Below are 15,447 nucleotides of genomic sequence, written 5' to 3'. Positions count from 1 at the left end.
GTTCTTGCCTTTTATGGTCTTTTATAAAATTATTTTTTTTAATCAATTGAAAAATTTTCAACAGCTTTAAACTCAGAAATTTCTAAACTTTCTATAGTGCTTCTATATGTTTTCCAATTTGTATTAAAAAATGTGTTTGTTTCTTTTAAGGCATTTTTTAAAGCTGTTTTTGCATGGTTTAGTAATGTTGTTTCTGTACTGGTTAAACCGTTTTGTCTTGAACTAATGTAGCTACTTGCGTTACCAATTCTAGAATTTACAGTAGGTAAGTTACTACGGGTAATACCTTGCCTGTCGTCTTCTTTACCAAAGTAAATAGCAAATTGTTCGTCTATTTGTTTAATAATTTCTTTAGATGCTTTTATTTCTTCTTTATATTTCTTTTTATCTAAACTGCTAAGGTTTTTCTTAAATTTTTCAGCTGTTTTTTTACTTTCGGCTAATTGCTTTGTTGCATTTGCCATGGTTTGTCTTAAATCTTCAATTGATTTTAAGGCTGTATATATTTCATTGGTGTTTTGTGCTGAAACTTCAAGTCTTGGATCTTCTTTTACAGTAATAAATTCTTCCGAAGTTAAATCACCATAATGCATTACAGCTTTGTAAGTTCCTGGTTTTACTTCTACGCCTCGTGGCTCACTTTTTCTTTTTCGTAATGATTTTGATGGTCTATCTTTTCCGCTTTCACGCATATACCATGTCCAATTGTAAATACCTGTTGTATCTGGAGTTTTTCGTTTTAAAGTTCTAATAAGTCTATCGTTATCATAAATCTTAAGACTTATAGAATCCCATTTTACTTTATTTTCATTTAAATCTTCTTCTTCATTTTTATTATCTTTTTTAGCTTCTTTTTCTTTTTTTACTGGCTTATCTATTTTTACAAAATACCTAAATCTTGCTCCAGAACCTCTGTTTTCGCCATTATACATAGCGTCTGCACCAAAACGGCTACCAGTTGGTTGTTGGTATGCTGCTTTGTAGGCTGTTGGTGGCGTAAATAATTTTAGTTTATTATTGTAAATTTCGTTTTTAGCTATGGCTCTTAAAGGTCTAATATCATCTAAAACCCACGCAGCACGACCAAAAGTGCCAATAACTAAATCGTGTTCTCTTGGGTGAATTACTAAATCTTTTACAGGAACTGTTGGGAATCCTTCTGTCCATTTTGTCCATTTGTTGCCTGCGTTTGTAGATATATAAAGTCCGTCATCGGTACCTAAAAACATAAGATTTGGTTCTTCAATATCTTCAATTATAGAAAGCGTGTAACTTTCAACATCATTAGCATCTACAATACGTTGCCAAGTTTTACCATAGTTTTTTGTTCTGTAAGCGTAAGGTTCGTAATTAAATCTTCTATAATCATTAGCAACTAAAAGTGCTTCGCCTTTATTTTTATTACTAGCTTTTATTTGTACAATCCAACTTCCTTTAGGTAAGCCACTTAAACCATTACTAACATCTTCCCAAGTATCGCCATTGTTTTTAGTTACATGTACACGACCATCATCTGTACCAACCCAAAGCATGTTTTTTTCTACTGGAGATGGCTCAATAACTAGTATTGTACAGTGATTTTCTGCTCCTGTAGCATCTATTGTTAATCCGCCACTATCACGTTGTTTTTGTTTTTCTGGATCGTTGGTAGTTAAGTCTGGCGATATAATTTTCCAAGTGTCACCTTTATCTGTAGATTTATGTACAAATTGGCTTCCAAAGTAAACTGTACTATTGTCAAACGGATCTATATTTATTGCAGAATTCCAGTTAAAACGTAGTAATACATTAGCATCTGGATGTGTTGGCCTAACCATATAATTATTGCCTGTTTGCCAATCGTAACGGCTTACATAACCTTGCTGGCTCATAGTCCAACCGTAACGAGAATTGTCGCGATCTGGAATAACATCAAAACCATCGCCAAAGCTTATTTCCTGCCAATAGCTATTTCTAATACCTTGCGCTTTCCAAACATAAGCTGGGCCACGCCAAGAACCGTTATCTTGCATACCGCCGTAAACATTATACGGGAACTCGTTATCTACATTTATATGGTAAAATTGTGCCACAGGCATGTTACCAATAAAACGCCAAGATTTTCCGCCATCTTTGGTAATATTCATTCCGCCATCATTTCCATCTATCATGAAATTTCCGTTTTCAGGATGTATCCACCAGGCGTGATGATCTGGGTGTACACCGTTGTTTGCACCATAAGCCGGCATAAGTTGTTTAAAGCTTTTTCCGCCATCTTCACTTACATTAATATAAGTGAATACAGAGTACACGCGATTTTCGTTTTGTGGATCTACATAAATTTCAGAATAGTAAAACGGCCTGTTTCCAATATCACTTTTATCGTTTATTTTTTTCCATGAAAATCCGCCATCTTCACTTTTGTAAAGAGCATTTTTTTTAGCTTCAACTAAAGCATAAATTATATTTGGTTTATTTCTAGCAATTGCTACACCAATTCTACCTAAATTACCTTTTGGAAAACCATCTTTTTCTGTAATTTTTTTCCATGTTTTTCCACCATCGTGAGTTATATGTAATCCAGAGCCTTCACCACCAGAATTAAAAAACCATGGATCACGTTTGTGTTCCCACATTGCAGCAATTAATTTGTTAGGGTTTGTAGGATCCATTACTAAATCTGCAGCTCCAGTTTTATTATTTGCAAATAATATATTTTTCCATGTTTTACCACCATCTGTAGTTTTGTAAACGCCACGCTCACTGTGTTCTCCCCAAGGACTACCAATAGCAGCAGCATAAACAATATCTGGATTTGTTGGGTCTATTACAACTCTATGAATATGTCGTGTTTTTTCTAAACCCATAGATTTCCAGCTTTTTCCAGCGTCTAAAGATTTATAAATACCATAACCACCATTTAAACTATTTCTTGGGTTGCCTTCTCCAGTTCCTACCCAAATAACACTTGGGTTAGATTGTTGTATAGCAACAGCACCAATAGATGCGGTAACTTCATTATCAAAAATTGGATCCCATTTAATACCGCCAGAAGTAGATTTCCATAAACCACCAGAAGCTGTACCAACATACATAATATCTGGATTAGAATGCACAGCATCAATTGCCGTAACACGTCCAGACATTCCTCCAGGACCAATATTTCTTGGAGTCATATTTTTAACCAAATTCATGGAGAAATCTTGCGAAAATGTTGTAATTGAAATACATAAGAAAGAAAGGAATAATAGTTTTTTCATTTTTTTGATCATTAGTTTGCCTTAAAGTTAAGCACAAAATCTTAAATAGATGTTAAGTGCAATATTTTCATTTTAAAATATCGTATTTTTATAGTACAATGAAAAAAGAGAAATTAACTAGAAAAGGATTTATATTTAAAGAATATGAAGCACCTTCACAATCGCCTTTCGAGAAACTTTTTGATATTTTTAAAGAGTTAATTACACATACTTCGGGTGATTTTGACGAAGCCATAGATTGGCTTAGAGAATTAGATAAAGAATATAAACTTACTACACCAGATTATACAATAGATGATTTTATTGAAGATTTAAAAGCCAAAGGTTTTATAAGAGAAGAAATAAAGCCAGATGGTAACAAAGGTATTGGTATTACTGCCAAAACCGAGCGTGCAATACGTCAAGCTGCTTTAGATCAAATTTTTGGAAAAATAAAACGAAGCGGAAGCGGAAACCATAAAAGTAAAGGTGTTGGAATAGGAGATGAACACACAGGAGATTTTAGAAATTATCAATACGGTGACGGATTGGATAAAGTCTCTATGACAGAAAGCCTTCGTAATGCCCAAATAAATAATGGTATTGGTGACTTTACTATTACTGAAGACGATTTAGTAGTTGAGGAAACAAGACATAAATCTCAAATGAGTACGGTATTAATGATAGATATTAGTCACAGTATGATTTTGTATGGTGAAGATAGAATTACACCTGCAAAAAAAGTGGCAATGGCTTTAGCCGAGTTAATAACCACACGCTACCCAAAAGATACTTTAGATATTTTGGTATTTGGAAACGATGCTTGGCCAATTAAAATTAAAGATTTGCCATATTTAAATGTTGGGCCATACCACACAAATACTGTAGCAGGCTTACAGTTAGCTATGGATTTGTTAAGAAGAAAACGAAACACTAATAAACAAATATTTATGATAACCGATGGTAAACCAAGTTGTTTACGCTTACCAGATGGTACTTACTATAAAGACAGTAATGGTTTAAATCCGCACATTACAAACAAATGTTATGCTATGGCACAACAGGCCAGAAAATTGCACATACCAATTACAACATTTATGATTGCTCAGGATAATTATTTGATGCAATTTGTTCAAGAGTTTACACGTGCAAATCAAGGAAAAGCATTTTATACAGGATTAAAAGGCCTTGGTGAAATGATTTTTGAAGATTATGAAACCAATAGAAAGAAACGAATTAAAGGATAGGAACAAATAAAAAGTGTAGAGCTATAACGTGAAAAGTTTTAATCACTAAAATGAAAAAGATTTTAAAAAACTATGGAAATAAAAAATATAAAAACTTTAGGCGAGTTAAAAAACGCTGGATATAAAAGTAAGTCTATTAAAGATGAACTTAGAGATAATTTAATAGAGAAAATTAAGAATAAAGAAACTACTTTTAAAGGTGTTCATGGTTACGAAAATACCGTAATACCAGAGCTAGAGCGCGCAATTTTATCTAGACATAATATTAATTTATTAGGTTTACGTGGTCAAGCAAAAACACGTTTAGCACGCTTAATGCTAAATTTGTTAGACGAATATATTCCTGTAGTTGAAGGCAGCGAAATTAATGACGATCCTTTACAGCCTATTTCACGATTTGCAATAGAATTAATAAAAGAAAAAGGAGAAAAAACACCAATAAGTTGGTTACATAGAAGTGAACGTTTTGCCGAAAAATTAGCAACTCCAGATGTAACAGTGGCAGATTTAATAGGTGATGTAGACCCAATAAAAGCAGCTAATTTAAAACTAAGTTATGCAGACGATCGTGTAATACATTACGGTATGATTCCGCGTGCCAACCGTTGTATTTTTGTTATAAATGAATTACCAGATTTACAAGCCAGAATTCAAGTGGCTTTATTTAATATTCTACAAGAAGGCGATATACAAATTCGAGGTTTTAAACTTAGGTTAAACTTAGATATGCAGTTTATATTTACTGCAAATCCTGAAGATTATACCAATCGTGGTAGTATTGTAACGCCTTTAAAAGATAGAATTGGTTCTCAAATTTTAACGCATTATCCAGAAGATATTGAAACTGCAAAAATAATTACAGAACAAGAAGCAAAACTAGATAAAAGACAAACAAATAATGTAGCTATTCCAGAGTTGGCTAAAGATTTACTAGAACAAATTGTTTTTGAAGCCAGAGAAAGCGAATATATAGATACTAAAAGTGGTGTAAGTGCAAGATTAAGTATTACTGCATTCGAAAATTTATTGAGTACAGCAGAACTTCGTGCTTTAAAAACAGGAGACACAAAAACAATGGTACGTTTAAGTGACTTTTTAGGTATTATTCCTGCAATTACAGGAAAAGTAGAATTAGTTTATGAAGGAGAACAAGAAGGAGCTGCAAAAGTTGCATTTAATTTAATAGGTGAAGCAGTAAAAAGCTTATTTCCAGAGTTTTTTCCTAAAATCGAAAAGCTACAAAAACAAGGAGAAGAAAGTCCTTATGACGATGTAGTATCATGGTTTTTTAATAATCGTGATGGTTTTGAACTTTTAGACGATTTAAGAGATAAAGAGTACAGACATTTATTAGATGCTATTGCTCCATTAGATGATTTACTTGGAGAATACCAACCAAATTTAGATAAAACTGAAAGCTATTTTGTAAAAGAATTTGTTTTATGGGCTTTAGTAGAATATAAACAACTAAGTAAATACCGTTATACCGAAGGTATCCAATTTAAAGATCCATACGGAAGTTTTATAAGCGGTTTATAAATATTAAATACAAAAGCGCAGTTAATTTTAATTGCGCTTTTTTTTATATAAAATGTATTTAAATTAACTTAGTGATAACCTGTGTTTCGCTATGTAATGTTTTATGAACAGGACATTTATCTGCAATTTGAAGTACACGTTTTATTTGTTTTTCATCTATATTACCAGTAAGTTTTATTTCTCTATGAAAAGTATCGATTTTTGCTGAAGTTGATTCGCAATTTTCACAATCCTCAGCATGAGTTTTTGAGTATTTAGTATGTACTTCAACATTTTCAATATCCCAACCTTTTCGTTTAGAATACATTTGAATAGTCATTGCTGTACAAGCAGATAGTCCTGCAGATACAAGCTCGTATGGTGAAGGACCAAAATCATTTCCGCCAAAACTCGTTGGTTCGTCTGCTGTTATATAGTGATTTCCTACTTTCATTTTAGTTGTAAATCCTTCAGAAGCATCTAAACTTGCAACCACATCATGTTGTGTATTTATAATTTCAGTTTTAGGAATATTTACATAACGTATAGCCCAACTAGAAATAATTTTACCGACATAATTAGAATCTTCTTTTTTCATTAATAAGTGATCTGCACCATCTATAGAAACAAAACTTTTTGGGTGTCTTGCTGCAACATATATTTCTTCAGCATTTTGAATGCCTACAGTTGTATCTTGTGGAGAGTGAATTACTAATAATGGTTTACGAAGTTTTTGTGCAACGTCTGGCAAAGATTTTGTTTCAATATCGTCTAGAAACTGTTTTTTAATTGTAAAAGGTCGTCCACCAATATTAACTTTAGCAATACCATTAGTTTTTATTTCATCGACACTACTTTCTATTAAATGTTGAACATGTTTTGGATTTGAAGGCGCACCAATTGTAGCAACTGCTTTTATAGACTCTATTTTTGATGCAGCAAAAATTGCAGCGGCGCCACCTAAGGAATGTCCAATAATTAGTGTTGGAGCACTATAATTTTTTTCTAAATAATTTGAAGCATGAATTAAATCGTCAACATTACCAGAGAAATTAGTATTTTCAAAATCACCTTCACTATCACCTAAACCTGTGAAATCGAAACGTAATACTCCAAAACCATTTGCTGTAAGTGCTCGACTAATATTTTTTACAGCAGATAAGTTTTTATTACATGTAAAACAATGTGCAAAAATTACAAAGTTATGAGGATGTTGATTTACAGGAAGCTCTAAGCGCCCAACTAAAGTATCGTTTTTAGCGTTATTAAAGGTTACTTTTTGAATGTTCATTTGTTTTGTTTTTATAATCAGTCGTAATAATGAAGCAGCCTTTCATAAAAGTATGTTTACCAGTTATCTCTTGATTTGATATTTGCTTCGCATAGTTTTATAATTTCAGTAATTCTTTTTTGTTTAGTGGTTTCTCTTTTCGCTTGGTTTAACCAATATAAGTAGCTTTTTCTGTAAGAAGGCGCAAAGTTTTTATAGTTTTTAAAGGCATTAGGATTGTTATTAAATGCTGTTTGTAGTTGCTCTGGAATAATACCTTTTTCAACAGCGTCTAAAGCTGTCCAACTACCATTTTGTTTTCCTATTTTAATACTATCAAAACCTGTTTTATGCATTAAATTTTTAGCAATTAAAACTTCTATATGCTTTTTATTTACGGCACTCCACATACTTTTGGGTTTTCGTTTACAAAAGTATTGTCTACGTTTTCCGTCGCCTAAGCTTTTAACTGTACTATCAATCCAACCATAGCATAAGGCAACTTTTACCGCTTCTTCCCAACGCATACTTTGCTTTTCGTGACTTACTTTATAAAAGATGAGGTAGATACCTTCATTATTATCATGATTAGTATGTAACCATTCTCGCCATTCTATGTGAGTTTTAAAGTAAAGTTCCTGCTTTGTAAATGGCATATTTTAAACTATTATCTAAATATTTTATTTGGAAACACAACCATACTTTCGGTTCCATCTTGCGCCACTGAAGCCACACCAAAAAAGAAATTATCTATAACAATGCCTTTTAATGTAAACGTATTAACATCACCAACATAACGACTATTGTCCCAAGTTGGTGAAGTGGTATCTCTCCAATAAATTTTATAGCCTTTAGCTCCATTAACCTTATCCCATTTAAATTTTGCAGATGGTTCTACAATACCACCAATAGCAACAGTTTTTGGTGCAGGTGGAGCAGAGGCTAAACTAGCTAAATTTATTGCGTTTACGGCAGTAAGTTTTTTTGCATAATCGAAATTTACATGTTCAACAACATCACCATATTTAATACCGTTTTCTTCGCGAATATCTTGATGTTGCTGTGTGTAGTTTTCATGAGCTTCCATAATTCTAATACCTGCAAAACCTAAATCGTTAAACGGTCTATGGTGACCACCACGACCAAAACGATCTAATCTATACACCATCATTGGATTCATTTCTGGCATATATGTTTTTACATTTTTGTGTATGTATCTTGCTAATTGTCTAGAAATACCATCGACTTCACCACCATAAAAACGACGTAATTTGCGTTGACGTTCACTTTCGGTTGGTGGCACAGGTTCAGAAAATATTCTAAAAGTGCGATTGTCAATAACACCATCAACACCTTTAATATTTCCTATCATATCGTTGTTTAAAATACCAATAACATCCCAATTATTATCTTTTGCATATTTTGCTAGTCCGGCACCACCAAATAAGCCTTGTTCTTCTCCAGATAATCCAACATAAATTATACTACTTTCAAATTTATATTTTGAAAGCACTCGAGCTGCTTCAATAGTTCCTGCCATTCCCGATGCATTATCGTTTGCACCAGGAGCATCTGTTGTAAAATCCATAGTATCGCTGGCACGAGAATCTATATCTCCACTCATTATTACGTATCGATTAGGATATTTAGTTCCTTTTTGTATGGCTACTACATTTACAATCCAAGCGTCATGTGGTACGCGATTATTACCTTCTTTTGTAACAAAATTTTTGTGATAAAAAACGTTTAAGCAGTTATTACATTCTTTAGAAATAGTTTCAAATTCCTTTTTTATCCAACGTCTTGCTGCACCTATACCTCTTGTATTTGAAATGGTATCGCTAAATGTGTTTCTGGTTCCAAAATTAGCTAATGTATTTATATCTTTTTCAATACGTTCTGCTGATACAGCATCAATAATATCATAAATTTTTTGATTGGTTTGTGCAGACAAAAAAGTTGTTAAAAGGAAAAGTGGAAATATTAGTAGTTTCATAAAAAATGTTTTTAACTAAAATAATGAAATTATGAAACACAGCATAGTGTTTCTATATAATTAAAAATTATGGTGTTCTTCTAACTCCTGATAGTAAATCGTTATTAAATTGCTCATCACTATTGGCTGTTTTATGAAGTACTGAAATGGCACCTGTAGATTCTAAAACAACTGCTACTACTTGATCATAGTTTAATACATTAGCTTCTCTAAGTTTAGCTATTAGTTGTTTTTTTTCTACACGAGCATGTTTTAAATTTTCTTCTAAAATAGTATTACCGTCCATTAAAAGTAATGGTGCATTAGATATTAATTTACTTAACGGTTTTATTTTACGTTGTAATACAGAAAATATATAAGTTAATGCCAATAAACCTGCAATAGCAGTAAAGCCATGAGTAATAGAAGTAGAGGATGTTAGAGTAGATGAAATTATGCTACCTATCGCAATTGTAAAGGCAAAATCGTATGCTGTAAATTTTGCAAATGATCTTAAGCCTATTATCCTGGTAAGGACTATAATTATAATAAAAAGTAAAAAGCAACCTATAAGGGTTTGCAAAATTGGGTCACTAGTACTGTATAGCCATTTCATAATATTTGGTTTTTAGATTATTATTAGTGGTTTTACTCAAATTTACAATTTTGAGTAATGTATATCAATTCTTAAAAACTAAAGTTTAGTTAATAAAAAAAAGCCAACACTTTGGGAGTATTGACTTTTTTTACTACTAAATAATTAAAACTACATTAAAAACAGTATTTATTTTCTGCTTTTACTTTTTCCGCGATTTCGTTACGTAAATCAACAATATCAGGGTAATTTGTATATTTCGTGAAACGTTTAAGTCCCATTAGCATCATGCGTTGTTCATCGCCTTCAGCAAAAGAAATGATACTTTCTTTTCCTTTACCTTCAACAATACTTACTGCATTGTATAAGTATAATTTAGACATCGCAATTTGTACAGCTTGTTCTTTTTCACTTGTACGTTTAGCGTTCTTCTCGGTTCTTAAAATTGTAGATTCTGCCATGTAGATTTCAATTAAGATATCTGCAGCTGCAATTAATAACTGTTGGTGCTTTTCTAAATCTGGTCCAAATTTTTGAACAGCAGCTCCAGCAACCATTAAAAATACTTTTTTAAGTTTAGCTATCATTGCCTTCTCTTCAGAAAATAACTCAGAGTAATCTGGTGTTTCAAAAGAAGGAATACCCATTAATTCTTGCTGTACGGCTTGTGCAGGATTTAATAAATCTACATGACCTTTCATTGCTTTTTTAACAAGCATACCAACAGAAAGCATTCTGTTAATTTCGTTTGTACCTTCATAAATACGAGCAATTCTAGCATCTCTCCATGCAGCTTCCATTGGAGTTTCTTCTGAGAATCCCATACCACCAAAAATTTGTATACCTTCATCTGCACAGTTTTGTACATCTTCAGATACAGCAACTTTTAAAATAGAACACTCAATTGCATATTCTTCTACACCTTTAAGTTCTGCTTCTTGGTGCGTATTTCCAGCAGCTTCACGCATTGCAATACGATCTTCAATGTTTTTAGCAGCTCTATATGTTGCAGATTCTCCAGCATAAGCATTAGTTGCCATTTCGGCTAACTTAACTTTAATTGCACCAAAATCTGAAATAGGTGTTTTAAATTGTTTTCTTTCGTTTGCATACTGTACGCCAGTTGTTAAAATTCTTCTTTGAGAATCTAAACAAGCAGCAGCTAATTTAATACGACCAACGTTTAATGCATTCATTGCGATTTTAAAACCTTCACCACGACCAGCTAGCATATTTTCTACAGGTACTACAGTATCGTTAAAAAATACTTGACGCGTAGAACTTGCACGAATACCTAATTTATGCTCTTCTTCACCTAATGTTATTCCATTAGCGTTTTCAGGATCGTATTCAACTATAAAACCAGTAATGTTTTTATCATCTTCAATACGGGCAAAAACAATCATCACACTACAGAATCCTGCATTTGAGATCCACATTTTTTGACCGTTAATTTTATAAGACTTACCATCTTCTGTTAATTCTGCAGTTGTTTTTCCAGAGTTAGCATCAGATCCTGCGCCTGGCTCTGTTAAACAATAAGCGCCAAACCATTCTCCAGAGGCTAATTTAGGTACGTATTTTTGTTTTTGAGCTTCTGTACCATATAAAGTAATTGGCATAGTACCAATACCTGTATGAGCTCCAAAAGCAGTACTAAAAGATCCTGTACCAGAAGAAATATAATCACAAGTTAAACAGGTAGAAACAAAGCCCATTCCTAAACCGCCATAAGCTTCAGGTACGGCCACGCCTAAAAATCCCATTTCTCCAGCTTTACGCATAACTTCTTCGGTTAAAGCATAATCTTTAGCTTCAAATCTTGGTTTGTGTGCAATAATTTCACGTTCGTTGAATTCCATTACGGATTCTTTCATCATGTTTTGCTCTTCTGAAAAATCTTCAGGAGTAAAAACATCTTCGCATTTTGTTTCTTTTACTAAGAATTGACCTCCACGTAGGATATCTTTTTCTGTATCTGCCATTTTATAGTATTGTATTAAGTTCTTTTAATTAATTTAAAAATTCGAATATTCCACAAGCACCTTGACCTGTACCAACACACATAGTTACTGCTCCATATTTTCCTTTCATGTCTCGCTTACGCATTTCATCAAAAAGCTGGACAGAAAGTTTTGCTCCAGTACATCCTAATGGGTGACCAAGTGCAATAGCTCCTCCATTTACATTTATAATATCTTGGTTAAGGTCTAATTCGCGAATTACTGCTAAAGATTGTGAAGCAAAAGCTTCGTTTAATTCTATTAATGCTAAATCGTCTTGTTTTAAACCAGCTTGTTTTAATGCTTTAGGGATTGCTTTTACTGGTCCAATTCCCATGATACGAGGTTCAACTCCTGCAGCGGCATAATTTACCATTCTTGCTACTGGTTCAAGGCCTAACTCTTTAACCATATCTTCGCTCATAACCATTACAAATGCAGCGCCATCACTCATTTGAGATGAGTTTCCTGCGGTAACACTTCCTCCAGCAGCAAATACTGCTCTTAGTTTTGCTAGTGCTTCTTTGTTTGTTCCTGCTCTTGGTCCTTCGTCTTTAGTTACAGTATAAGATTTTGTTGCTTTTTTACCATTAGCATCTATGTATGTTTGTTCTACATCTATAGGTACAATTTGATCTTGAAAACGGTCTTCGGCTAAAGCTCTTAAAGCTTTCATGTGTGAATTGTAAGCAAATTCATCTTGGTCTTCACGAGATACATTAAATTGCTTTGCTACTGCTTCAGCAGTGTTTCCCATTCCCCAATAGTAATCTTCATGACCAGCTTTTACAATGGCATCGTAATTTAATTCTGGTTTAAAACCTGTCATAGGAACACTACTCATGCTTTCTGCTCCACCGGCAATAATACAATCTGCCATTCCAGCTTGTATTTTTGCAGTTGCCATACCAATAGTTTCTACTCCAGAAGAGCAAAAACGGTTTACAGTCACTCCAGGAACATCTACAACATCTAATCCCATTAAAGAGATTAGACGTGCCATATTTAATCCTTGAGATCCTTCTGGCATCGCATTTCCAACAATAACATCGTCAATACGTTTAGGGTCTAAGTTTGGCAATTCTTTCATCATATATTTGATGGTTTCTGCTGCCAATTCATCTGTTCTTTTAAAACGGAACACGCCTTTTGGTGCTTTACCAACTGCTGTTCTATATGCTTTTACTATATATGCTGTTTTCATTTTTTCTTAGTTTCTTAAAGGTTTACCTTTTGTTAACATGTGTTGAATTCTTTCTAATGTTTTACGTTCTGTACAAAGCGAAAGGAATGCTTCACGTTCTAAGTCTAACAAGTATTGTTCGCTTACTTTAGTTGGTTCAGATAAATCTCCACCAGCCATAACGTAAGCTAACTTATTAGCAATTTTCATGTCATGTTCACTAATGTAATTAGAGTCTTTCATAGAATCTGTTCCTACTAAAAACATACCTAATGCTTGTTTACCAAGTACTAATACATCGTTTCTTTTTACAGGTTGTGTGTATCCAGCATCTGCCATTATTTTAGCATGCGCTTTTGCTGTTGCTATTTGGCGATCTTTATTTACTACAACTACATCTTTACCTTCTTGCATTATTCCTAAATCGAAAGCTTCGTAGGCTGAAGTTGATACTTTAGCCATACCAATTGTTAGAAAGTATTCTTGTAGTGTATTTAATTGTACGTCTCCTTTTTTGAAAGTATCTGATGCTCTTAAGGCCATTTCTTTAGAACCACCACCACCAGGAATAACACCTACACCAAACTCTACAAGTCCCATGTAAGTTTCTGCTGCTGCTACAATTTTATCTGCATGTAATGAAATTTCACAACCACCACCAAGTGCCATACCGTGAGGTGCAGAAATTGTTGGTATTGCAGAATAACGCATACGCATCATTGTGTCTTGGAAATACTTAATAGCCATATTTAGCTCATCGTATTCTTGTTCTGCAGCCATCATAAAAATCATACCAATATTTGCTCCTACAGAGAAATTTGGTCCTTGATTACCTACTACTAAACCGGCAAAATCTTTTTCTGCCATATCGATAGCCTTATTAATTCCTGCTAAAACATCGCCACCAATAGTGTTCATTTTAGATTGGAATTCTAAGTTTAATATACCATCTCCTAAATCTTGAACAGATACTCCAGAGTTTTTGAAGACTTCGGTAGTTTTTCTAATATTATCTAATATGATAAAGCTATCTTGTCCTGGTATTTTTACTTGTTCTTTTTTAGGAATATCGTAAAAGTATGTTGCACCATCTTTAATAGAGTAGAAGCTATCGCTACCAGATTCTAACATATCTGCAACCCAATCTGCAGGTTTTAAACCTTCGGCTTGCATCATTTCAATACCTTTTTCTACACCAATGGCGTCCCAAATTTGGAATGGTCCATGTTCCCAACCAAAACCAGCTTTCATGGCGTCGTCAATTTTATATAACTCGTCAGTAATTTCAGGAATACGGTTTGAAACGTATGCAAATAGGGCAGAGAAACTTTTTCTGTAAAATTCTCCGGCTTTATCTTTTCCTTTAATTAATACTTTAAAACGGTCTGCGACTTTATCAATCGTTTTCGTAAGTTCTAAAGTTGCAAATTTTGCTTTTTGAGCAGCTCTATATTCTAAGGTATTTAGATCTAGTGATAAAATTTCTTTTTTACCATCGGCAGATACTTGTTTTTTGTAAAAACCTTGACCTGTTTTGCTTCCTAACCATTTGTTTTCCATCATTGTATTGATGAAATCTGGTAATTCAAACAACTCTAAACGTTCATCTTTTGGGCAGTTTTCTCTAATCCCGTTTGCTACGTGAACTAAAGTGTCTAACCCTACAACATCTACCGTACGGAAAGTTGCCGATTTTGGTCTACCTATTACTGGTCCAGAAAGTTTATCTACTTCTTCTATAGTTAAGTCTAAATCTTTAACTGTATGAAATAAACTTTGGATACTAAATATACCAATACGGTTTCCTATAAATGCAGGAGTATCTTTAGCTACGACCGAAGTTTTACCTAAGAATTTTTCACCGTAACCATTTAAAAACTCTAAAACAGATGCATCTGTTTTTGGTCCTGGTATGATTTCAAATAATTTTAAATAACGTGCTGGATTAAAAAAGTGTGTTCCACAAAAATGTTTTTGGAAATCTTCACTTCTTCCTTCACTCATGAATTTAATAGGAATACCAGAAGTATTTGATGTAATTAATGTTCCTGGTGTTCTATATTGTTCTAGTTTTTCGAAAACTTGTTGTTTAATATCAAGTCTTTCTACTACAACTTCCATAATCCAATCTACATCCGCTACTTTAGCAATATCATCTTCTAGGTTACCAGTAGTAATTCTATTGGCAAATGATGGATGGTAAATTGGTGATGGCTTAGATTTTAAAGATGCTGTTAAAGCATCGTTTACTAAGCGGTTTCTAACCACTTTGTCTTCTAATGTTAAGCCTTTAGCTTTTTCCTTTGCATTTAGTTCTCTTGGTACTATATCTAATAGTAAGACATCAACACCAATGTTTGCGAAATGACATGCAATACCAGATCCCATAATACCAGAACCTATAATTGCTATTTTTTTAATTCTACGTGTGCTCATTA

The 15,447-nt window shown here is 33.3% G+C and carries 10 protein-coding genes; 2 read left to right on the top strand and 8 right to left on the bottom strand.

The window, feature by feature from the left end; translation table 11 throughout:
- Nucleotides 1-38: 38 nt before the first annotated feature.
- A complete protein-coding gene (locus BM549_RS05435) occupies nt 39-3,239 on the bottom strand; it encodes a hypothetical protein (RefSeq protein WP_290469345.1) in 3,201 nt (1,066 codons plus the stop codon).
- Nucleotides 3,240-3,337: 98 nt separating this feature from the next.
- On the opposite strand from BM549_RS05435, the gene BM549_RS05430 reads away from it, so the two are divergent.
- On the top strand, nt 3,338-4,465 hold the full coding sequence (locus BM549_RS05430; protein ID WP_290469344.1) for a VWA domain-containing protein: 1,128 nt from the start codon (nt 3,338-3,340) through the stop codon (nt 4,463-4,465).
- 72 nt (nt 4,466-4,537) lie between these two features.
- Nucleotides 4,538-6,004 carry a sigma 54-interacting transcriptional regulator gene (locus BM549_RS05425; RefSeq protein ID WP_290469343.1) on the top strand — a complete coding sequence of 489 codons (1,467 nt, stop codon included), beginning with the start codon at nt 4,538-4,540 and terminating at the stop codon, nt 6,002-6,004.
- A gap of 58 nt (nt 6,005-6,062) precedes the next feature.
- Here BM549_RS05425 and BM549_RS05420 read toward each other — a convergent pair whose 3' ends face one another.
- The 7 genes from BM549_RS05420 to BM549_RS05390 all read right to left on the bottom strand — a co-directional run bounded on the left by BM549_RS05420 (nt 6,063) and on the right by BM549_RS05390 (nt 15,445).
- Nucleotides 6,063-7,274: a bifunctional alpha/beta hydrolase/OsmC family protein gene (locus BM549_RS05420; protein ID WP_290469342.1), complete on the bottom strand. Its 1,212-nt coding sequence runs from the start codon at nt 7,272-7,274 to the stop codon at nt 6,063-6,065.
- A 56-nt stretch (nt 7,275-7,330) separates the two neighbouring features.
- Complete coding sequence (locus BM549_RS05415) at nt 7,331-7,909, bottom strand: YdeI family protein (protein ID WP_290469341.1); 579 nt, start codon at nt 7,907-7,909, stop codon at nt 7,331-7,333.
- Nucleotides 7,910-7,920: 11 nt separating this feature from the next.
- On the bottom strand, nt 7,921-9,249 hold the full coding sequence (locus BM549_RS05410; RefSeq protein ID WP_290469340.1) for a M28 family peptidase: 1,329 nt from the start codon (nt 9,247-9,249) through the stop codon (nt 7,921-7,923).
- 67 nt (nt 9,250-9,316) lie between these two features.
- Entirely contained in the window at nt 9,317-9,844 is a 528-nt protein-coding gene (locus BM549_RS05405; RefSeq protein WP_290469339.1) for a DUF421 domain-containing protein, read from the bottom strand.
- 155 nt (nt 9,845-9,999) lie between these two features.
- Complete coding sequence (locus tag BM549_RS05400; protein WP_290469338.1) at nt 10,000-11,808, bottom strand: acyl-CoA dehydrogenase family protein; 1,809 nt, start codon at nt 11,806-11,808, stop codon at nt 10,000-10,002.
- Nucleotides 11,809-11,836: 28 nt separating this feature from the next.
- The gene (locus BM549_RS05395; RefSeq protein ID WP_076732422.1) at nt 11,837-13,030 is read right to left on the bottom strand and encodes an acetyl-CoA C-acyltransferase; all 1,194 of its coding nucleotides are present in this window, start codon (nt 13,028-13,030) and stop codon (nt 11,837-11,839) included.
- A 6-nt stretch (nt 13,031-13,036) separates the two neighbouring features.
- Nucleotides 13,037-15,445, bottom strand: coding sequence for a 3-hydroxyacyl-CoA dehydrogenase/enoyl-CoA hydratase family protein (locus BM549_RS05390; protein WP_290469337.1), 2,409 nt, complete (start codon nt 15,443-15,445; stop codon nt 13,037-13,039).
- Between the last annotated feature and the right edge of the window lie 2 nt (nt 15,446-15,447).

The sequence above is a fragment of the Lacinutrix sp. MedPE-SW genome (assembly GCF_001874145.1).
Classification (GTDB): Bacteria; Bacteroidota; Bacteroidia; order Flavobacteriales; family Flavobacteriaceae; genus Lacinutrix.
This window is presented reverse-complemented; position numbering and strand designations above follow the sequence as displayed.

What these genes read in the sequence shown, in the direction of transcription:
- BM549_RS05435 (WP_290469345.1), bottom strand. Translation starts at nt 3,239, where the DNA reads ATGAAAAAACTATTATTCCTTTCTTTCTTATGTATTTCAATTACAACA.
- BM549_RS05430 (WP_290469344.1), top strand. Translation starts at nt 3,338, where the DNA reads ATGAAAAAAGAGAAATTAACTAGAAAAGGATTTATATTTAAAGAATAT.
- BM549_RS05425 (WP_290469343.1), top strand. Translation starts at nt 4,538, where the DNA reads ATGGAAATAAAAAATATAAAAACTTTAGGCGAGTTAAAAAACGCTGGA.
- BM549_RS05420 (WP_290469342.1), bottom strand. Translation starts at nt 7,274, where the DNA reads ATGAACATTCAAAAAGTAACCTTTAATAACGCTAAAAACGATACTTTA.
- BM549_RS05415 (WP_290469341.1), bottom strand. Translation starts at nt 7,909, where the DNA reads ATGCCATTTACAAAGCAGGAACTTTACTTTAAAACTCACATAGAATGG.
- BM549_RS05410 (WP_290469340.1), bottom strand. Translation starts at nt 9,249, where the DNA reads ATGAAACTACTAATATTTCCACTTTTCCTTTTAACAACTTTTTTGTCT.
- BM549_RS05405 (WP_290469339.1), bottom strand. Translation starts at nt 9,844, where the DNA reads ATGAAATGGCTATACAGTACTAGTGACCCAATTTTGCAAACCCTTATA.
- BM549_RS05400 (WP_290469338.1), bottom strand. Translation starts at nt 11,808, where the DNA reads ATGGCAGATACAGAAAAAGATATCCTACGTGGAGGTCAATTCTTAGTA.
- BM549_RS05395 (WP_076732422.1), bottom strand. Translation starts at nt 13,030, where the DNA reads ATGAAAACAGCATATATAGTAAAAGCATATAGAACAGCAGTTGGTAAA.
- BM549_RS05390 (WP_290469337.1), bottom strand. Translation starts at nt 15,445, where the DNA reads ATGAGCACACGTAGAATTAAAAAAATAGCAATTATAGGTTCTGGTATT.